The 20,989-nt window shown below is 35.8% G+C and carries 15 protein-coding genes; 10 read left to right on the forward strand and 5 right to left on the reverse strand.

Going from position 1 to position 20,989, the window contains the following annotated elements; translation table 11 throughout:
• Positions 1-2 precede the first annotated feature (2 nt).
• The 3 genes from Q0543_RS07940 to aspS all read right to left on the reverse strand — a co-directional run bounded on the left by Q0543_RS07940 (position 3) and on the right by aspS (position 4,461).
• Positions 3-2,183: a radical SAM protein gene (locus Q0543_RS07940; RefSeq protein WP_299251076.1), complete on the reverse strand. Its 2,181-nt coding sequence runs from the start codon at positions 2,181-2,183 to the stop codon at positions 3-5.
• Positions 2,184-2,287: 104 nt separating this feature from the next.
• Complete coding sequence (locus Q0543_RS07945) at positions 2,288-2,689, reverse strand: hypothetical protein (protein WP_299251078.1); 402 nt, start codon at positions 2,687-2,689, stop codon at positions 2,288-2,290.
• A 5-nt stretch (positions 2,690-2,694) separates the two neighbouring features.
• On the reverse strand, positions 2,695-4,461 hold the full coding sequence (gene aspS / locus Q0543_RS07950; protein WP_299251080.1) for an aspartate--tRNA ligase: 1,767 nt from the start codon (positions 4,459-4,461) through the stop codon (positions 2,695-2,697).
• A 258-nt stretch (positions 4,462-4,719) separates the two neighbouring features.
• On the opposite strand from aspS, the gene Q0543_RS07955 reads away from it, so the two are divergent.
• The 3 genes from Q0543_RS07955 to Q0543_RS07965 are packed head-to-tail and all read left to right on the forward strand — an operon-like array spanning position 4,720 to position 6,509.
• Positions 4,720-5,400: a hypothetical protein gene (locus tag Q0543_RS07955; RefSeq protein ID WP_299251081.1), complete on the forward strand. Its 681-nt coding sequence runs from the start codon at positions 4,720-4,722 to the stop codon at positions 5,398-5,400.
• 2 nt (positions 5,401-5,402) lie between these two features.
• Positions 5,403-5,849: a nucleoside deaminase gene (locus Q0543_RS07960; RefSeq protein WP_299251083.1), complete on the forward strand. Its 447-nt coding sequence runs from the start codon at positions 5,403-5,405 to the stop codon at positions 5,847-5,849.
• Between the two features lie 54 nt (positions 5,850-5,903).
• Entirely contained in the window at positions 5,904-6,509 is a 606-nt protein-coding gene (locus Q0543_RS07965; protein ID WP_299251085.1) for a superoxide dismutase, read from the forward strand.
• Positions 6,510-6,817: 308 nt separating this feature from the next.
• Here Q0543_RS07965 and Q0543_RS07970 read toward each other — a convergent pair whose 3' ends face one another.
• Entirely contained in the window at positions 6,818-7,723 is a 906-nt protein-coding gene (locus Q0543_RS07970; protein ID WP_299251087.1) for a polyphosphate kinase 2 family protein, read from the reverse strand.
• Between the two features lie 267 nt (positions 7,724-7,990).
• Between Q0543_RS07970 and Q0543_RS07975 the strand changes: the two genes are divergently transcribed.
• From Q0543_RS07975 to Q0543_RS07985, 3 genes are all read left to right on the forward strand, one after another.
• Complete coding sequence (locus Q0543_RS07975) at positions 7,991-9,883, forward strand: sensor histidine kinase (RefSeq protein ID WP_299251089.1); 1,893 nt, start codon at positions 7,991-7,993, stop codon at positions 9,881-9,883.
• 12 nt (positions 9,884-9,895) lie between these two features.
• Complete coding sequence (locus Q0543_RS07980) at positions 9,896-10,540, forward strand: response regulator transcription factor (RefSeq protein ID WP_299251091.1); 645 nt, start codon at positions 9,896-9,898, stop codon at positions 10,538-10,540.
• A 117-nt stretch (positions 10,541-10,657) separates the two neighbouring features.
• A complete protein-coding gene (locus tag Q0543_RS07985; RefSeq protein WP_299251093.1) occupies positions 10,658-10,957 on the forward strand; it encodes a hypothetical protein in 300 nt (99 codons plus the stop codon).
• Positions 10,958-11,082: 125 nt separating this feature from the next.
• Here Q0543_RS07985 and Q0543_RS07990 read toward each other — a convergent pair whose 3' ends face one another.
• On the reverse strand, positions 11,083-12,216 hold the full coding sequence (locus tag Q0543_RS07990) for a HAMP domain-containing sensor histidine kinase (RefSeq protein WP_299251095.1): 1,134 nt from the start codon (positions 12,214-12,216) through the stop codon (positions 11,083-11,085).
• 406 nt (positions 12,217-12,622) lie between these two features.
• On the opposite strand from Q0543_RS07990, the gene Q0543_RS07995 reads away from it, so the two are divergent.
• From Q0543_RS07995 to Q0543_RS08010, 4 genes are read left to right on the forward strand one after another with little or no spacing between them, the layout of a single operon-like run.
• The gene (locus Q0543_RS07995; RefSeq protein ID WP_299251097.1) at positions 12,623-13,327 is read left to right on the forward strand and encodes a hypothetical protein; all 705 of its coding nucleotides are present in this window, start codon (positions 12,623-12,625) and stop codon (positions 13,325-13,327) included.
• 6 nt (positions 13,328-13,333) lie between these two features.
• Positions 13,334-17,323, forward strand: coding sequence for a T9SS type A sorting domain-containing protein (locus Q0543_RS08000; RefSeq protein ID WP_299251099.1), 3,990 nt, complete (start codon positions 13,334-13,336; stop codon positions 17,321-17,323).
• Positions 17,323-17,814 carry a hypothetical protein gene (locus Q0543_RS08005; RefSeq protein WP_299251101.1) on the forward strand — a complete coding sequence of 164 codons (492 nt, stop codon included), beginning with the start codon at positions 17,323-17,325 and terminating at the stop codon, positions 17,812-17,814. The genes Q0543_RS08000 and Q0543_RS08005 overlap by 1 nt, the downstream gene beginning before the upstream one ends.
• A gap of 2 nt (positions 17,815-17,816) precedes the next feature.
• On the forward strand, positions 17,817-20,981 hold the full coding sequence (locus Q0543_RS08010) for a gliding motility-associated C-terminal domain-containing protein (RefSeq protein WP_299251103.1): 3,165 nt from the start codon (positions 17,817-17,819) through the stop codon (positions 20,979-20,981).
• Positions 20,982-20,989 lie beyond the last annotated feature (8 nt).

Consider the following 20,989-nt stretch of genomic DNA (forward strand, 5'->3'; position numbering starts at 1 on the left):
TATTAGAAACGAATCAACAACAAACCAGCATCACGAATTGCACTCCACGTTTCGGAATGCAATAGATGTTCTTGCGGAAAATTTGTTTCGTTCGTAAACTCCGTTAAAAAATCTGAAAGCTTGGGTAATGACTTAGGCGCATTGGTTAAGGATATTATTTTGCGTTCTAAAAATTGCGCCGACTTTACATCCAGTTTTGTTTGGATAATCCCATGCGGTGTTTCAATACCTACCTTTATATTTTTACCATGTGGTGTAAACGAAGGCATATTCCCTAGCCAACAAATCTTATAGGCTAATTTTGCTTCATCGTCTAGTAAATCTTCTTGAATATAGGATTGTATCAGATTGGGAGGCAACAACGTTTTTGGAGTTTTGAAATCAAACCAATCTTGCACTGGCCAATCCAAACAATTCTCCATCATAAAATTATATAATGATTTACGAAGACCTTCCGAAAACAAATCGTGATCGCAGCCTTTTGGGTCTTCATGAATCAAATCGTTATACGCAAATGGACCTTGATCGGGACCAATTTTTACAACTTCATATTTAGCAGGATTCAATCCAATCGGGCTATGTGCAGTCATAGAGAAGCGATGCCAAAAACCCGATTGCAATACACGCGCTTCAAAAAGTTGTCGCACTACTTCTAACGAGTCCATCGTTTCTTGTATTGTTTGTGTAGGGAATCCATACATCAGATATGCGTGTACCATAATGCCCGCTTGGGTGAAATTAGATGCAACTTGAGAAACTTGCCCAACACTCACACCCTTTTCCATCAGTTTCAACAAGCGGTCTGATGCTACCTCTAAACCGCCCGTCACTGCGATGCATCCAGATGCAGCGAGTAACTTACATAAATCATCTGAAAATGTTTTTTCAAAACGAATATTTGCCCACCAAGTAATATCGAGTTTGCGCTCTAAAATCTCTAAAGCTAAATCGCGCATCACTAAAGGCGGTGCGGCTTCATCCACAAAATGAAAACCTGTTGTGCCCGTTTGTTCAATAATGGTTTCAATTTTATCTACTAAGATGCTTGCAGCTGCAGGTTCATAGCGACCAATATAATCCAAAGAGATATCGCAAAAAGAACATTTCTTCCAATAGCATCCATGGGCTATCGTCATTTTATTCCATCTACCATCGCCCCACAAGCGATGCATCGGGTTTGCCATTTCCAACATAGAAATGTAACTATCCAATAACAAGCCTCTATAATCTGGCGTACCTGTTTTGCTATGTGCTACTTCTGGTTCTTTGCTACCATTGATATAGACCACTTCACCTTCTTCTCTTACAAAAGTTCTTTTTAGTAGCGACTTGTCACGTTTGCCTTGCAGAAATTCCAACATATTTAATACCGGCCGTTCTCCGTCGTCTAACGAAATAAAATCGGTAAAATCAAACACGCGAGAGTCTGACAAACCTCTTAATTCCGTATTCGGAAATCCACCACCCATTGCAATTTTAATGTGCGGGTACATTGCTTTAATATGTTGTCCAGCCTTAAATGCACCATACACATTGCCTGGGAACGGAATGGTTAAAAGTACAAAGTCAGGCTTTTCTTCAGCAATGTGTCTATCTATAACAGAAATCAGTATGGTATCTATGCTGCTGTTCTTTTGTTGAAGTAATTTCAACAAAGGGTCGAAGGTTGTTGCAGAGCGTGCGATGTCTTCCGCATAGCGACTGAATCCGAAGTAGGGGGAAATACATTCAATAATTAAATCACCAATGTCTTCGATAAATAAGGTGCAAAGCATTTTTGCTTTATCAAAAATACCCATGCTTCCAAAAAGCCAATCTACTTCTTCATTCAGCGCATCAAAACGAGAGGCTTGAGGAAGATAATCGCCTGCACAAATTTTATGCGCGAGTGTTGTGTTTTTATTTTGCAGAAAACGAATCACGGCATCAACACAAAACTCATAGCGATGACGTTGACTTAAAATATGTGAAACATTTTCTGAAACATTCTTCTTTAAAGATGCTTCGTCAAATAATTGTGCGAGTGTTTTTTTATTGAAAATCCCCAATATTAATTCCAAACCCAAATCTGCTTGAGAACAATCTGTATAACCTACTTCATTCAGAAACCCTTTCAGGTATGCTGTTGCTGGGTACGGCGTATTTATCTGCGTAAGTGGTGGTATGAATAAGGAGATTTTCAAATGATTTAACTTAAAGAACGCTAAGTGGAACTAATTTAACTTTTGTAAAATTGACGGGAATTCTCAAAAGCATGAAAGCCCCGTTTTCACGAGGCTTTCATGCTTTACAATTCAATATTATTCTCAATCTCTTTGTTTTTAAATTGCCATTCTTTGAAGCCTAGTACTAATGCATAAGCAGTAACAGCAATTCCAAGGAATAAATAATTATCAAGCAAATCAAATGTAGATCTATCCATCTCTTTATATAACATTATTGTTAAACAGATTATGATAATCAACCCTAACAAAACAGGATAAAATGGATGAAAGAAAGTCCAAACCATAATGCCAATTAAAACCAATCCAGTTATAAGCAAGTAAACGCCTAGTTCAATTTCACTACTGTCGACACTTTCAAAACATCCTACAGCCCATATTATGGAAACTATTGCAGCAAATAAAAAGATTGTTGAAGCAAATCTAAATGCTCGCTCTTTATCTTTTTTAGGGCTTAATTTTCCCATGCTATTTAAGCCTTAACTGCAACCTTCACATCAATGCTTAATTCTTTCAATTGCTTTTCATCAATTACAGATGGCGAATCAATCATAACATCTCTACCTGAATTATTTTTAGGGAACGCAATGAAATCGCGAATTGAATCTACACCACCAAATATAGAACACAAGCGATCGAAACCAAATGCAAGACCAGCATGTGGTGGTGCACCATATTCAAATGCCTCCAATAAGAAACCAAATTGCGCTTTCGCTTCTTCTTCCGTAAAGCCTAACACTTCAAACATTTTATTTTGTACGGTTCTATCGTAAATACGAATAGATCCACCACCTACTTCAACACCATTGATTACTAAATCGTATGCATTTGCATTTACACTACCCAATTGATCGAAAGGCAGTTTCATAAATGCATCAATATCTTTAGGAGAAGTAAACGGATGGTGCATCGCAAACCAACGTTGATCTTCTTCTCCAAACTCTAATAATGGAAAATCAATTACCCAAAGTGCGGCAAATTGATCTTTAGGACGTAAGCCTAAACGGTTACCTATCTCAAGACGCAAGTCGTTTAATTGTCCGCGCACTTTATTTCCGTTACCCGAAAGCACCAACATTAAATCGCCAGGTTTTGCATTAAAACGTTCTGCGATTTTTTTCAAATCATCTGCAGAATAAAATTTATCAACCGAAGATTTCAATGTCCCATCCGCTGCATAGCGAATCCAAATCATACCTTTCGCTCCTACCTGCGGACGTTTAACAAACTCCGTTAAAGCATCAATTTCTTTACGTGTATATTCAGCACAGCCTTCTGCATTGATACCAACAACTAAATTTGCTTCATCAAAAATAGCAAAACCTTGTGATTGTACGATGTCTGTCAATTCAACAAACTTCATCCCAAAACGAATATCTGGTTTGTCACTGCCATAAAATTTCATTGCATCAGAAAATAACATACGCGGTACTTCTGGCAAATCAAATTCTTTCACTGTTTTAAACAAGTGGCGCACCAAGCCTTCAAACATATTCAAAATATCTTCTTGTTCAACAAAAGACATTTCGCAATCTATTTGCGTAAACTCAGGCTGACGATCTGCGCGTAAATCTTCATCGCGGAAACATTTTACGATTTGATAATAGCGATCAAAGCCTGCAACCATCAACAATTGCTTGAAGGTTTGCGGCGATTGTGGCAATGCGTAAAATTGACCCGGATTCATTCTTGAAGGCACAACAAAGTCGCGTGCACCTTCCGGTGTAGACTTTATTAATACAGGCGTCTCAACTTCAAGAAAATTATTTGTATCTAAATAGGTTCTTGTTTCCTTTGAAACCTTATGACGTAATTCTAAATTTTTACGTACGATATCTCTTCTTAAATCTAAGTAGCGATACTTCATACGTGTTTCGTCACCACCATCTGTTTCGTCTTCGATTAAGAATGGAGGTGTTTTGGATTCGTTTAAAATGGTAAGTGCAGAAATTTTAACTTCAACATCACCCGTTGCCATTTTAGGATTTTTTGCTAAGCGTTCGATAACAACACCTGTAGCTTTAATCACAAATTCACGACCAAGCGTACGAGATGTTTCTAACAATTCGGAAGAAGATTTTCCTTCTTCAAGCATTAATTGTGTCATGCCGTAGCGATCGCGCAAATCAACCCAAATCATGCCGCCCTTATCGCGTACACGTGCAACCCAACCACAAAGAGTTACCTCTTTATTTACATCCGATATTCTTAATTCACCACACGTTTGAGAACGTAACATAGCTTCTCTTAATTTAGTATTTTAAACAGGCTTACAATTTAGTCGTTTTTTATAAAATTTCCGTGATTATTTAATTTTAAAGAATGAACCTTTTTTACCAGACGAACTTCAATAACTAAAAAAAGCTGCTTATTTACAGCCATTTAAGAGTTATTTTAAACATAAAGGATGCCAGAGGATAAATAAGCATATTTTTATATCCTTCAAATTACCTCCGACAAGGCTATTTTCGTACCTTGCTTACTTAATTGAATTCACATGAAAAATATTGTATTCGTTGCTTTGGCTTTTGTTTTCTTGTCTGCAAGTGGCCCAAAATTGAAAGTTCAGAAAATGGTTGATGGCATAACAGTGGCTATGCCTAAGGATTATACGCAAATGTCGGATGAAGATGTTGCAAGCAAATACCCTTCAACCAAAAAGCCCGTTTCGATGTTTACGAATTTAGACCGTACGGTTGATTTTGGACTCAACATTAGTAAATCGCGTTGGGGAGGCTTGGATCTAAAAATTCTAAAAGACGTATTCCGTTCAACCATTATCCAATCCTATGATACGGTCATGTTTATTCAAGAGGATATTATATCCATCAATGGCAGACCTTATGTTCGCTACGAATACAACTCTTTGTTTGACAATACACAGGGCTACCACTATTTATTGATTTCAATATTAGCAAAAACAGTTGGTGAAGCTGAAGTGAACACGGAGAAATTAGCTCCTGATAATGCGAACCACTTATTGATATTTAATTTCTATTGTGCTAAAGCATTCCAAGCTGCCAATCAACCAATTGCGCGTGCAATGATGGAAACGATTCACGTAAACACAAATCAGGCGTGTAAAGCAATACCCGTTGCTGAAAGGCCTGCTGCCAAAGGATTGGTAAGTCCGCAACAAGTTTTGGAAGATCAGAAAAAGCGCGCTAACAAAAAATAAGTATGCTTTCCATTCATAGCGACGAGCATTTTATGCGGGAAGCATTAAAGGAGGCAAAAAAGGCTTTTGATTTAGGAGAAATCCCTGTTGGTGCAGTAGTTGTGTGTAACAATCAAATCATTTCAAGAGCATACAATCAAACGGAATTGTTAAAGGATGTAACGGCACATGCAGAAATGCTTGCCATTACCGCTGCTTCCAACTTCTTAGGAGGTAAATACCTGATTGATTGCACGCTTTACGTAACGTTAGAGCCCTGTGTAATGTGTGCTGGCGCCTTAACATGGTCTCAAATAAGCAATGTCGTCTACGCAGCTAAAGATATCAAACGTGGATATAGTTCAATACCTAACTTGAAAATGCACCCAAAAACCTCTGTGAAGCAAGGAGCCTTTTCTGAAGAAAGTGAAAAGCTATTACTCGATTTCTTTCGTAAACTCAGAAATTAATTTTATCTTATATATTATTAGAACAATTTATCCATTTTAAACACATATACAATTATGGCATTTGAATTACCTGCATTACCGTATGCAACCAACGCATTAGAACCAAATATCGATCAAGCTACTATGGAAATTCACCATGGTAAGCATCACAATGCATATGTCACCAATTTGAATAACGCAATTAAAGGAACAGATGCAGAATCATTAACAATCGAAGAGATTTGTAAAAACATCAGCAAATATACTCCTGCAATCCGCAATAATGGTGGTGGCCATTTCAACCATTCTCTATTCTGGACAATCATGGCACCAAACGCTGGTGGAAAACCATCAGGTGATTTAGCAACTGCGATTGATAAAGCATTTGGATCATTCGATTCATTCAAAGAACAATTTGCGGCTGCTGGCGCAACGCGTTTTGGCTCTGGTTGGGCTTGGTTGATTGTTGCAAATGGCGAATTAAAAATCACATCTACTCCAAATCAAGACAACCCTTTAATGGACATCGCTGAAGTAAAAGGCACTCCAATTTTAGGACTTGATGTTTGGGAACATGCTTACTATTTGAAATATCAAAACAAAAGACCAGACTACATCTCTGCATTCTGGAATGTTATTGACTGGAATAAAGTTGCTGCATTATACAGTTCAGCAAAATAATTTCATTCAAATATCGAAAATAAAAAAAGCTACATATTCATGTAGCTTTTTTTATGAAATCATACTATTTAATTCTTCAGATAAGGGAGACAGTAGCCAAATTAAATGTTACAACATGGTTTATTAGATTATCTTATGTTAATAAAAACATTCACGCGCAGTATTTGGTGTACTATAATTTGCCAGATCATATATTTAGCCGTATCCTTGTGAACTATTCGACGGGGATTTTTTTCGAAAAGAATTTTTAAATCAATCTTTCAAACAGCAAAAGCGGAGGAGCAATCCTCCGCTTTTTTATTACAGTATTATTCTGAATCAAGCTCTTTTTTTGCCGTTGCAAGCTTTTCCTTTTGTTCATCAGAGACAACAGGATATTTAAGGTTTAACTTTTCAAATTCATTGCATATCACACCTGCAATGCACAATCGGGTAAACCATTTATCATCCGCTGGCACTACAAACCACGGAGCGCATTTTGTTGAGGTATTTGAAAGCATGTCTTCATAAGCTTTTTGATAGTCTTTCCAGCAACTTCTTTCCTTTAAATCTGCTGTTGAAAATTTCCAATTCTTTGTATCGTTCTCAATACGTTCAATAAACCGTTTCTTTTGCTCCTTTTTAGAAACATGTAAGAAGAACTTTAAAACGAGTGTACCATTATCAGAGATGTGTTCTTCAAAATTATTTATCTGTTTAAACCGGGTGTCCCAAAACTGTTGATCAATATCTTTTACACTAGTCACATTGGGAATGTGCTCATTTAAGATATACTCTGGATGCACACGAGTAACCAATACATTTTCATAATGCGAGCGGTTAAAAATTGCTATTTCTCCCGCTGCAGGTAGGGCAATATAATGCCTCCACAAATAATCGTGCGCCAACTCATTACTACTAGGCACTTTAAAACTTGTAACTTTAACGCCTTGGGGATTTAAGCCCGTCATAATATTTTTAATGGCACTATCTTTCCCAGCAGCATCCATGGCTTGCAAAATTATCAATACACTATGTTTTCCACTTGCGTACAATTTATCTTGCATCTCTGACAAAAGATCGATTCCGGTTTGAAGCAAGGCTTCCCCTTCTTCTTTACTTAAGATTTTATCGTCATAGTCTGTTTTAAAATCATCTTTCAAATCAACTGACTTGTTTGGCTTTACCCTAAGGGTTTCCAAGTAGGGTTGTAGTTTAGAATATTCAGGATGCATAACTATAAAATCTTTTTTTTATTTACGGTATTACATAAATCTACAAAATTTAAATAAGCCATTTTTTAAATACCTTATTTAATTATCAGGGTCCATTGAGTCCGATTTCTTTTAAATGAAATACTCTTACTACCTAATTGATTGGCTATTAATTAAAATCTAAGGGAAATGTGTGCATAAATCTATAGTTATTATTTATATTTAATAAAGTTGATGCATTTTTTAGATGCATAGTTTTAAACGGAACGTATTAAAAAGATTGGAGCTTTGAGATCAAAAAAACATTTTCGTTTTGTAAATACCTTAACCATTTCTACAAAACTTTCTATTTCTTATTTACTCATTGGGGTTGTAACCCTGCTTACTGTTTCCAGTATATTGTATCTGATTTTTAAAAATACAATAATTGAGAAAACCACCAATCAACTTGTTGCAGTAAATGTAATTAAGAAAAAATCCATAGAAGATTTTTTATCAGGTATTGTTAGAGATGTGCGCGACGATGAATTTCAATTGAATGCATTACATAGCATGCATGATTTGCACATATTAGACAATACCTATAAAATCAATAGTAATGATTCCTTATTTAATCCATCGATACGGTCTTCCTATAAAGACATTGTGTTTATGGATTCACTTGGGAAGATTATTCAGCATGAAGCGTTCAACAATATACTCCCAGATTCAACATTGCATATACTTCATAAAGAATTGAGAAGTACTCACACATCGCATAATAATGAAATCTTCTTTGTTGATATTACCTATTTGTTTGCCGAGGCGCATGCGCAATTACTTTGTGTTTTCAAACTAAAGAATGCTTCCGTTTGGGGCTTATATTTTATTGACCATACTTATCTGGAAGATATTTTAGAAATACGCTCTGGAATGGGCTCTACAGGGGAGTCTTATTTGGTGGGTACTGATTATTATATGCGTAGTAAATCGCGCTTCTTACAAAATACTAGACCCAATAGTATCTTAGTAAAAACCGACGCAACCTTAAACCCAAACAAAGGCGATATATATTCCGAGAGCAAATTGATTAAAGATTACAGAGGGGTTGATGTAATTAGTGTGCAAAGCGAAATTGGTTATGCAGGAATTCAATGGTTATTGATTTCTGAAATCGATTTAGAGGAAGCCATGGCCACCGTCAATACAATTCGAAATTATATGATAGGTATTGCATTGCTCATTTCTGTTGCATTAATGATTGTTACGCTCATACTTGTTAAAAGAATTATTAATCCCATTGAAAATTTAACCCGGCTTATTGATACTATTTCAATAGGGAAATTCAATCAGCCTTTTAGAAAACAAAATTTTTCAAAAGATGAGATTGGAAAGATTGAAGATGCAATTATAAATTTACAACAACGTATTTCTGCTACCGCTTCTTTTGCCAACGCAATAGGCCAGGGCGATTATACTTCTGAATATAAAACACTGAGCCCCGAAGACACGCTAGGCAGCGCATTATTAAAGATGAGAGCGGATATAGTAACTGGTAAGCAAAAAGAAAAAGTGCTAACCAAGCAGAAAACAAGTGCATTAATAGAAGGTCAAGAAAAAGAACGAGAGCGACTAGCCAGAGAGCTTCACGACGGATTAGGCCAAATGTTAACTGCAATAAGACTTCGTATAGGATTGCTTAAAGAAGATACCCAAAGTAAAAAAGATATTCAGAAAATTATTGACGATACGATCAGTGAATTAAGAAGGATTTCGAACAATGTTATGCCTGCAGTATTGATTGATTTTGGACTTGAAGCTGGATTAAAATCCTTAGTAGATTACTCTGGTAAATTATATCAATTACCGATACAATTAAGCTATATCTCATACCCATACAAATCCATTGCAAAAAATAAATTTGACATTACAATAAGTTTGTATCGTATTGCACAAGAAGCAATAAATAATGCGGTAAAATATTCAAATATGACACGCATTGATATTTATGTAGAAGAAACAGAAGATGAATTAATAATGTCTATTGAGGATGATGGTGTTGGTTTTGACATAAATAAAAAAAATACGGGGAAAGGGCTTGGAAATATGAGTGAGCGTGCCAAATTAATTGATGGCAAATTTCAAATAGAATCAAATAGTGATGGCACGTCTATAACAATTTGCGTACCTTTAACTTTTTAATGAATAGTTGTTATGAAAAAGATACAAATTGTAATAGCGGATGACCATGTACTAATTAGAGATGGCATTAAGGCTCTGTTGCAATCTATAGAGGAGTTTGAGGTTGTTGGTGAGGCAGCTGATGGCGAAGAGCTTATTAAACTCATTGATACACTAAATCCTGAGATTGTATTGCTAGATATAACGATGCCTAAAAAAACAGGCATTGAAGTTATAAGTGAAGTAAAACAATATAATCATACCGTTAAATTTATCATGTTATCCATGCATGATAATCCTGAATATGTATTAAAAAGTGTTCAAGCAGGGGCGCTTTCCTATTTACTTAAAAATACAGATCACGAAGAAATTATTAAAGCGGTAAAGGCTGTAAGCATAGGTCAAAAATATTTTTCACCGGATATTTACTCCATAATTTTAAATGGACTTGCAAACCCGGATATTATTAAAGGCTCTCAACTAAGTGACTCATTAACAAAACGTGAAAAAGAGATTTTGAAAGAAGTTTCAATGGGCCTTAGCACAAAATTAATAGCAGATAAGCTTCATATTAGCGTTCGGACAGTCGAAACGCATCGTATAAACCTTATGAAGAAAATGCAAGTCCACAATTCAGCCGAACTGATTAAAAAGGCGATGGACTTGAACATAATCTAAGTGTTTTAACGGATATTTTAATGTTTAAATACTGTTAAATCACTAAGGAAATAACGGTATTCCCAATACTTATAATAAAACGTATACTTGTATAGTTCGTTATAAAACTATACAGATATGAAAAATATAATGGTTTTCGTAGTGGTTACCTTATTAGGTTTAAGTGTTGCTTTTGCTCAAAATAACAGCAATGATCCGCAAGTTTCTATAAACAATTATAAGCACGCAAATAAAAGATTAGCTGCTAAGAGTGTTGATATGCACCAAAATTTAACTGGGCAGGAGATTTCCTTAAGATCTCAACGAACAAATAAAACTGTAAAAAGAGATTATGTAATTGCTCCATCCAATACATCATCTTCTGCAAATGTTCAAGGACGTAAGACTAAAGCAAACTATAAAAATCAATTTAATTAATACTATTTCAAACGAATTAAAAGCCTTACAGAATATGTAAGGCTTTTTTTTAATGTCATTTTTAAATTAATTCCGCTCTTGTAATTTTAACACTAATTTGCGCATATCTAAATTGATGTTAATTATTAAAAGATAACTTTAAACGTCGAGCCTGCATTTACGGTGCTTTCCACCTCTATTTTACCTCCTTTGCTTTCAATTAATTTATGAATAATATACAATCCAATTCCGGACCCTTCAATATGTTCATGAAATCGTTTGAATAGATTAAATATTTTGTCTCTGTACAGATTCAAGTCTATACCCAATCCATTATCTTTGACTTTAATTTCATTTCGTTTTGTGAATGCGTTGTAGTTGGAATGTACTTCAATCATAGGGTCGCGATCAGGTGATCTATATTTTATAGCATTGATTATTAAATTGTACAAAATACTTTTTAGCGCTTGCTTACTATACGCTATCCTTTCAATATTTAAAGTAAATATTATAATCGCTTTATTTTCTCTAACGAGTATTTCGTTTTCAAATAAAATTTCTTTTATTATTTCTCGGATTTCCACTTCTTCAATATCCTGGTAAGGATTGGATTGTAATTTCACGATATCCGTTAAACTTACTATTGTGGTTTTTGCTTTTGTTGTAGATGCATATATTCGATCTATTAAATCATTAATATCTTCCTTATTGCTATCGTTATTTATTTCTGTTTTTAATAAATTCATTAGCCCCTCTATGTTATTTAGTGGCGACTTTAAATCATGCGATGCAGAATAAATAAAATTATCCATGTCTTTGTTAAGACGGGTGAGATTATCATTAGCAACCGCTAATTGTTTTGTCCGTTCCGTAACAATTGCATCTAATTGATTCGGGGATTTTAATGTTAACGCTTCCGGTATAACTTTAAACAAAGCAATTACGGTGATCCATGATATGATTGATGTAAAAAAAAGAGCAAGCGCACTAATCCGATAAATGGGGTGCCAAAAAATAATAGCATCAATTAGGTGTGTTGATCCGCAACTTAAAATGAATAAAATAAATAGCCCAAATACTCTCTGAAAAGGTATTGAATCTTTACGCTTATACAATAGGCATATTAATATGAGTGGAATTGCGAAATAGGCAGCCCAAATTGCGATACTCGATGAAATATAAAGCCAACCATGAAAATCGCTCCATTGACCGCAAAACCATCTAGCAGGCCAAGATTCTGTGCCAAAAAGTTGCGTTATAAATTCTTTTACTTGTTCCATATAGCTGTAAAAATGAAAATGATGAAAATTACTTCTGTATTAATATACTATAATTACTATGAAAAAGTTGTTTGAAACCTTTCAGCATCCAATAATATTTTATTAAAAAATGCAGTTATTTCAATAAAAAGTAAGAATTTTTATTTGAAAGTCGTTTGAAAGCTCGAAAACAAAAAGAATTTATTACACAAAAAAATTGCATTTTTTTTACTTAAAGAGGATTTTTTCAATATTTATGGATTTTTTATGGAAAACACCTACATTTACGTACGTGAAAATAAGTATGTTAAAATGATTTTTATCATTTGTTTTATAGAATTGAATATTTGGCTGTAGTAATAATTTGACGCATCATGTACAATAGCATATCCTCGACGTGTTAATTAATTATAATAAATAAAATCTAATGACTAAACGTCTAACTTGGCTTGTTGGCTATTGCATAATTTTAGGTGCCCTTTTTTCTTGTTTTGAAATTAAAGAGAATATTGTTCTAAAAAATGATGGTTCTGGAACCTACTCCTTTTTAATGGACCTTTCGCAAATAAAGCCACTATTTACAATGAGTCGCGATTTTAATCGCTCTTTTAATGATTCAACTTCGAAATTAAAAACCAATCTGTCCGCTCCCAATCCTCTTTTGCAGATGAAGGTTAAATTTGATGCGCTGCAACAAACCCTTGAGGCAGTTGATGGTATTTCAAACTACAAAACGGTATGTGATACAACTTCCTACATTATTGGTGCAACATACTCTTTTAAAAATATAGAATCGCTTAATAAATCCATTAACGTACTTCGAAGTTCTAGCGAAAATCCTAGTAATGGAGCGGCAACACACTATACATACGACTCGAAACATTTTTCAAAAATAAATGATATTTCTAAGGCAGACATAACTGGGCCTTCCAGTAAGAACGACAGCCTAACCACAGAGTTATTCAAAACTGCCCGCTATACCTTAACCTGTACGTTTGAAAAGAAAATAAAAGACGTTAGCAACCCTTTATACTTTATTAGTGCAGATGGCAAAACCTTGTTTTATTCTGGTTCCATGCTGGATATTATGACTCAGAAAAACAACATTGGCAACGAGGTTATTTTACAATAAACAATCATGAAAAAAATATTATTTTTAGCTTTTGTACTTTTAATTGGTTTTGCAAACATCGGTAAGGCACAATGGGTAAGCAACGGAAGCACTCAAAGCATTTCGTTGGGTTCCTCTATCGCTCGTGATGGTTCAGGGAATGTTTATGGAACAGGCATTTTCACCTGTGATTTGAATATTCAAAATGACACGTTACACAACCCTTCATGTGGAACGCCAACAACCTTGCCACTTCCTATAGCGCGCTTTGATGGATATTTAGTAAAATATAATGCTTTAGGAAAATTACTTTGGTCGAAACAAATAATTGGGAACGAAAACAATTCCTTGTTCGAAGTAAAAAGTGTTTCAACATCATTGTCCACCGTTATTGTTACGGGTCATTATAAAGGCTCACTTACTTTTGGAAATACAACGATTACCAATACCGCTTCTTTAAGCGACGTGTTCATTGCGGCCTTTGATTTAAATGGAAATTTCATTTGGGTGAAATCAAATTTTACGCGCAACGCATCCAGCGAAATTACGGCTTCATCTATTTCAGCTGCTACAGATGGCAGCATGGTACTAACGGGTAAATATAAAGGTTCCGTTATTTCCTTAAATGACGCAGATACGATTTCATCAACAACCTACGCGCTTTATGTATTGAAGTTGAATGCTTCAGGAAATTATCTGTGGATTAAATCTTCTAAAGGGAAAAATGCTGTATCTAAAGCTGAAGGCAAAGATCTTTGGCAGGATACTGATGGAAATATATTTTTAACGGGAAATATTATTGACACCGTTATTGTTCAACAAGAAACAATAAAATTCCCTGCAGGAACATCGGGTGTTTTCATTTCAAAATTCAACACTAACGGAGCCTTGCTTTGGCTTAAAAAAGAAAGTCTTGCCAATGTAAATTCTATAGAACTTGAAAAAGATCAAAAACATATACTTTTAGGCGGTGGGTTTAAAAACAAAAATGTAATTGGTGGTGATACAGTAAAAACGATTGCAAATTATGGTGGTTATGTAGCACGATATGATACAGCTGGTGTCATGGATTGGGTTAAAATCCTTACCGTGCCTGCTGCAGATTCGGCAGCGGCCGTTTTAGGTGTATCTGGCGATATAGATGGAAACGTATATACTACCGGTGTCTTTGGAAAAAAATCATCCTCTGGCGCAGTTCTTTCGACAGGAAATAAAAGTATAACTGCAAAGGCTGGTCTTTCATTATATGTTGCGAAATACAAACAAGATGGTACACCGCAATGGTTGCAGGTATATGCAGATGGTAAATTAGATTCAGGAAATGATATTGTTGCATACGATTCTTCCCAAGTATTTTTTACTGGTTATTTTAATACCATCATGCGCGTAGATAGTTCGGTCGCCATCAATGGCAGTTTAGGACTGAATTCTTTTGTAGCACGTATAGATCCCTGCCCATATTTTCAATCAACCATTCAAAAGCCAACCACAACTACTACTTGTAAAAGAGATTCCATACTATTGAAAGCTGTAACGGGAACGGGGTTGAATTATCAATGGCAGAAAAATGGTGTTGATATTGCTGGTGCTACGACATCAAATTTTTATGCAACAGATTCTGCCTTGTATAGAATTATTGTTCGCTCAAACAATCCTGCCATTGCATGTGTAAAATATTCTCCCGGTGTTTTTATTACTATAAACCCGTTGCCAGACACAACCATTAGTATTCTAGGGAAGTTAACGTTTTGTGATACTGCTGGTGTTACAATTACTGCGCGATTTGGAAATACCTATCAATGGCAACTATCTAATGCTGCTATTGCAACAGAAACAAAATCGAATTTTACTGCTAAATCTTCTGGTGCGTATCGTGTTGTTCTAACAAATAATAAAGGATGTGTAGATACATCGCGAACATTAGCTGTTGTATCTGTACCCATCCCTGTATCGATAATTGCACCCGCTGGGAAATTTATTATTTGTCAAGACGACAGTCTTGAAATGCAAGCGTCTGTAACTCCATCATCTTTCTACCAATGGTACAAAGATGATGTCCTTCTAGCTGCAGATACTCTTTCAAGTTACAAAGCATCCTCTACGGGTTTCTATAAAGTATTTGTGAAAAATAAACTTGGTTGTGGCACGTATTCTCTCCAAGATACCATCGGTGTAAACTCTGCACCAAATGCGCCACTTACCAATAGTGGCAACTTAATTTCCTGTTCCTATCAATTGCCTACATTGAGCACATCTGCTAACGCTTCTATCAATACAATTGAATGGTTTAAAAACGGGACTTTGTTGCCCATTGCAAATACGAATGTATTCACTCCTACTGAAAGTGGCTTATATAAGATAAAAGTTACGAATGCTATAAATTGCAGCAGAGTTTCCTCAACACTTGATGTAACAATATACCCACAACCAGTAGCCGTTGCAACCCAGACAGGAAATAGCTCTTTCTGCGCAAATGACTCTGTAGGTATCCATGCTTCTCCAGGCAACTATACATTTATATGGCAACGAAATGGAACAACTATACCTGCCGCTCAATCTTCTACCTATTATGGAAAACAATCGGGTACGTACCGTGTAATTATCTCTGACATAAATCAATGTAAAGACACGTCCTCCGTTTTTACACTTTCATCTTTTGCGGTTCCTTTAGCGAATCTACAGGTGACAGGGAATCTAACCTTCTGCACAGGCGATTCTGTGCGTTTAAATGCAACTCCTGGTACAGGCCTAGCTTATGAATGGTTTCGAAATAATGTATCCATAACATCAATGATAAATCGTGTGGAGATAATTAAAACAAGTGGCGACTATAATGTACGGGTATATAATTCTATAGGTTGCTCGGATACATCCGCAGTACAAAAAATTCAAGTTTATTCTGTTCCGCCAAATACGATAACAAATTCAAGTCCTTTGGAATTTTGTACTGGTGGACAAGTTATTTTATCAGCCGTTGCCAATCCCGTATTCTTATATCAATGGAGAAAAAACAATGTAGCCATTCCTACCGGTGGAAATAACTCGGATTATATTGTTACTGCATCTGGAATTTACAATGTAGTTGTTTCAATCAATGAAAAATGTACCAATACTTCTTCTGGAATTAGTGTAAATGTAAAGCCTGTTTTAAAACCCGTTATTACAGTAGATAAAGAATTTATTTCTACCGCGTCTTTTCTTACATATCAATGGTTCAAAAATGGATCGGCTATTGTTGGAGCAATAAATCAAATTTATAAAGTTACAGAAAATGGTCAATACTCTATACAAGTTTCAGACCCCAATGGTTGTAGCGTGCAAGCAGATCCTGTTGTTGTTTGTATTCCTGTTCCTCATATAGAAGCAAATGGGAATGTATTGAATTCAACGCCGGGAACTTTTTATCAATGGTATGTAAATAATGTAGCCATTTCTGATGCCACAAGCCAAAATTATCTTGTGAATGCAACAGGCGATTATAAAATAAAAGTGCTACGTGCAGATGGGTGTGCATCCTTTTCAAATATCATTCATGTTTGCATTCCTCCCCCAGTAATAACAGTAGGTGACAATAACGTTCTTAATGCTTCCGCAGGCTTAACATATCAATGGTTTTTAAATAACAGTGCGTTGCCAAGTGCAGATACACGCATTATCGTTGCAGAACAAAGCGGAGATTATACCGTCCAGGTAGAAGATTTGTCTGGGTGTATTTCTATCTCTGCTCCGGTAACAATTTTTGTAAATGCGTTATCTATAACTCAAGGCTTGAAAAAATCGACTTTTATTTGTTATCCAAATCCATTTGAAAATTCTGTTACTATTGAAATGGAATCCTATGTAGATCCTGTAACAGCTTATGTGTACGACGTGAATGGGATTCTGTTATTGAAAACTGATATTCTAACTACTTCACAAAATATAATTCTTGATGCACTTCCCCCTGGCTCTTACATCTTGATGTTAACAACAGATATGGATCGGTTTTATTGTAAGCTTTTAAAAATGCCTAAGTAATGAATAAACTTTTGTGCCTTGTCATTTTGATCCTTACTGCCGCATATGTGCATGCTCAGAATTCAAATCAATATTTGAAATCTGAACGTTTTACATTTCCAGATAATGGAACGAGTATTCAAGCACCTCAACATTTTGACACCACTTATTTATTCAATGGTCTGTTACATAAAGCTACATCAAGCTCTATTACATCTTTTATTGCAAAAGATAGAAATCCCATTGCGTTTAACTTAAGTTTGACTAAAGAATATTTTAGTACACAAAATTTGATTTTAATAAAGACTGAAAAAATCGTCACTCCTACTTGGGAGGGAGTCCTTTACTATCTGACGTTTGTTGTAAGTGATATAAAAATGCAACGAATGATGCTTGTAACAGGTACCTATAACGACACGGATATTATTATGGCCAACTTCCCAGATATGTTCTCCTCACAATTAGTTGTACCGATACGAGAAAGTATGTTTACGTTATTGTTTAAAAAATGAACATGTTAAAAAAAGAACTCTTAAGCAAACTCTGCTCTGGTATTGCTTTTCTAACATTCATAATTGTATTTAGCATTCATGCTCACGCGCAAACTAAAATAGTAGAGCATGATGTGGTATTTGAAACTGACTCATTGCAATCCATGTGGGGCCCAGGGGAAGGATTTCAATTAAATAGAACTACAAATTTCTTCGATCGCGTAGGCAGTGATTTTTCTTTTGATACGCGTCCAGGTTCTATTTTAACAGTTGCTAAACTTAAATTCGGGGTAGGTATTTGGGGTAGGTTCGCATTTGGTCTTGGTCCTTTAGCATTTAAAGTTAGTGGCTTTGAAGGTGGTGGGATTGGTGTTAAGTATCCAATTAAAACAACTCTTACACTGCCAGAAGACTCTACGTTTAATGCTGGTGAAACCATAATTATGAAGACCGACTATGTCGTGAAGGATGATTATGAATTGACTACTGCATATCCTGCAACTGGTGAAATAGCATTGGATATGCCCATTATGTTTGATATGCAAGTAGGTATTGATGTATGTCTTTTTGATTGTTTCAGTGTAAAGATATTTCCCCCAGATTTTGCTGGTGGCGCTATTCCAAGTCCATTAGTAGATTTTAATTGGGTAATCCTTAAAGTAAATAAAGATGAGTTTGTTTATCCCTGTTTGGATATTCCACCTGTATGCAACGGCTCCATGCCTTCGGGTGGTGGCGGTGCTTCGCTTCCTCCAAGTTCTCCGTTAAGTGGTTCGGTTAAAATTCCAAACGTAGTTACTACAGCAAGTTTATCAGGAAAAGATCTGATAGCAACAGGCAGTGATCCGTATTTAATTCCCAGCCTTGATATTATTCAATTGCTTAGTTTTGCACCACCACCAATTGGTACTTTTTTCGCTATACTTAGTTCTGGTTTTAAAATTCCACCTGCAGGCATTAAAGACTTAGGTGGCACACGTCGTTTCATTGAATTGAACTGGACCTTATTTACAATGAATTTGAATTTGCCTGTATCGCAGTCGCAAAAATTCACTTTTCATCCTACCGTTAATCTTAAATTAAGAACGCCCGTAATCGTTGGCTATTCCTATAAGAATACAACAACGGGGTCTATTTCAGAAGGCAGAGATTCCATAATTGACGTGCCCTTGGGAGCAGATTTAAATATTCAATATCCTTGCAATATGTCTCAAATGGACATTCATGCTAGCTATGCTATTTCAACAAATAAATTTACAAACAGAACATACGATCGTGTTGATGTGGAACTCGTTTTTGAAGCATTTACGTTTGGTATCGTATTCCCAGATTTTGACATCATTCCAAGAACCTGTTTTAATATTGGAGTTGAAATTTGTTTTGAATTGACATTGCCTGGTTTTAGTTTAGAGATCGGCCCTCTTGTAAAGCCACCTGCTCTTAAGGTCGCAGGCTTTGACTTGCCCGATTATGTGAATAGAACATGGGAACTAGAAGGTTTTTCTGAGCAATTTATTACAGACCCTTTTCGACTCATCCCTAGAAAATTACAGATTAATCTGTTAGCTACAAATGCAAACTGCTTTGGTTCTTCTACCGGATCTGCAACATTTGATGTAACAGGTGTTACGGAGCCTGTGAAATATAAATGGTCTACAGGACTTACTACAAAAGATTTGTCTTCGGCTCCAGCTGGAAGGCAATATGTGATTGCTACAGATATTAATGACTGTCGTGTGCATGCGGATGCACTCATTACACAACCAGACCCTATTCGTACATCTATTTCTGCAACCAATCTGCTTTGCTATAACGACCTGTCGGGAACTGCATCAGTTGCTGCAACGGGCGGCACACCGAGCTATGCCTATCAATGGAGTAATGGACAAGCATCGTCTGCCACAACAGGACTAGCCGCTGGAAAGCACGTTGTTAGATTAACTGATGGTAACGGTTGCGAACAATCCGATTCTATATTAATTTCACAACCACCCGATATAAAAGCAACAATACTGAATGCAGTGAATCCTACATGTTTTGGAAAATTTGATGGTTCTATTTCTGCTGATGTAAGTGGTGGTGTGCAACCTTATTTTTATCAATGGACAAATGGACAAACAGATAAAGATATACGATTACTTTCTGGAGGCCCCTATTCATTAAGTATAAAAGATGCGAATGGATGTATAAGGAATTTAAATGCATCTCTTCTAGAACCTCAAAAGTTGGAGATTGCTCTTTCTTTATTAAGTGATGTTGCGTGTTTAGGCGGTAAAGATGGGAGTGTATTAGCTAATGTATCTGGAGGCACCTTGCCTTATAAATACGCTTGGAAAAATGCGGATTTAGAATTAAGTAATACATCCAATCTATTGACAGGATTACCCGCTGGCATTTACGCATTAGCTGTTAATGATAAAAACAATTGCACTGCAGACAACTACATTGAAATAACAGCACCTCAGTTTATTTTAGAAAGTACTGTGGCAAAAAAAGATTTGAACTGTTTCAATGGTTCTGATGGCAATGCTAAAGTTGTAGCAACAGGTGGTACAGCTCCCTATAATATAAGTTGGTCTAACGGAAGTATGGGTGATGTGGCGAACAATCTTACTGCTGGCGTGTATACGGTTACGGTTAAGGATTCAAAAAACTGTACTATACTAAATAAAGCTGTTATCGTTTCTCCTAAAAAAATGAGTGCGAATGTTGCAATAAAAGACATTTCGTGTGCAGAACAACAAGATGGAGAATTACATGCAACTGTAACTAATGGAACACCTCCATTCTCCTATATCTGGTCGAACGGTTCGCCTACTTCATCCATAATAAATCTTTCTGCTGGACTCTATACTGTAACTGTGACAGACAAGAGTAATTGTACGACAACAGAAGATGCGACTATTGCTGGTGGAAATGGAGATTGTTTATTTATACCAGATGCCTTTTCACCAAATGGTGATGGTGTGAATGATAAATGGGTTTTGCGAAACATTAAACTGTATCCGAACAACAGCATGCAAGTTTTTAATCAATGGGGACAACAACTATATTCTGCGTCTCCATATCTAGATCCATGGGATGGGAAACACAATGGTAATTTATTACCACCTGCAACGTACTATTATATTTTTAACAGAGGCGACGGGTCTGCATCTTTTACAGGTCCTTTAACTATTTTAAAATAAATACAAAA

It is taken from the genome of uncultured Cytophaga sp. (assembly GCF_937863595.1).
Taxonomy (GTDB): domain Bacteria; phylum Bacteroidota; class Bacteroidia; order Cytophagales; family Cytophagaceae; genus Cytophaga.

Coding starts and splice junctions, on each gene's coding strand:
- Q0543_RS07945 (WP_299251078.1), bottom strand. CDS start 2,689: ATGGGAAAATTAAGCCCTAAAAAAGATAAAGAGCGAGCATTTAGATTT.
- Q0543_RS07965 (WP_299251085.1), top strand. CDS start 5,904: ATGGCATTTGAATTACCTGCATTACCGTATGCAACCAACGCATTAGAA.
- Q0543_RS08005 (WP_299251101.1), top strand. CDS start 17,323: ATGAATAAACTTTTGTGCCTTGTCATTTTGATCCTTACTGCCGCATAT.
- Q0543_RS07955 (WP_299251081.1), top strand. CDS start 4,720: ATGAAAAATATTGTATTCGTTGCTTTGGCTTTTGTTTTCTTGTCTGCA.
- aspS (WP_299251080.1), bottom strand. CDS start 4,461: ATGTTACGTTCTCAAACGTGTGGTGAATTAAGAATATCGGATGTAAAT.
- Q0543_RS08010 (WP_299251103.1), top strand. CDS start 17,817: ATGTTAAAAAAAGAACTCTTAAGCAAACTCTGCTCTGGTATTGCTTTT.
- Q0543_RS07960 (WP_299251083.1), top strand. CDS start 5,403: ATGCTTTCCATTCATAGCGACGAGCATTTTATGCGGGAAGCATTAAAG.
- Q0543_RS07985 (WP_299251093.1), top strand. CDS start 10,658: ATGAAAAATATAATGGTTTTCGTAGTGGTTACCTTATTAGGTTTAAGT.
- Q0543_RS07980 (WP_299251091.1), top strand. CDS start 9,896: ATGAAAAAGATACAAATTGTAATAGCGGATGACCATGTACTAATTAGA.
- Q0543_RS07970 (WP_299251087.1), bottom strand. CDS start 7,723: ATGCATCCTGAATATTCTAAACTACAACCCTACTTGGAAACCCTTAGG.
- Q0543_RS07995 (WP_299251097.1), top strand. CDS start 12,623: ATGACTAAACGTCTAACTTGGCTTGTTGGCTATTGCATAATTTTAGGT.
- Q0543_RS08000 (WP_299251099.1), top strand. CDS start 13,334: ATGAAAAAAATATTATTTTTAGCTTTTGTACTTTTAATTGGTTTTGCA.
- Q0543_RS07990 (WP_299251095.1), bottom strand. CDS start 12,216: ATGGAACAAGTAAAAGAATTTATAACGCAACTTTTTGGCACAGAATCT.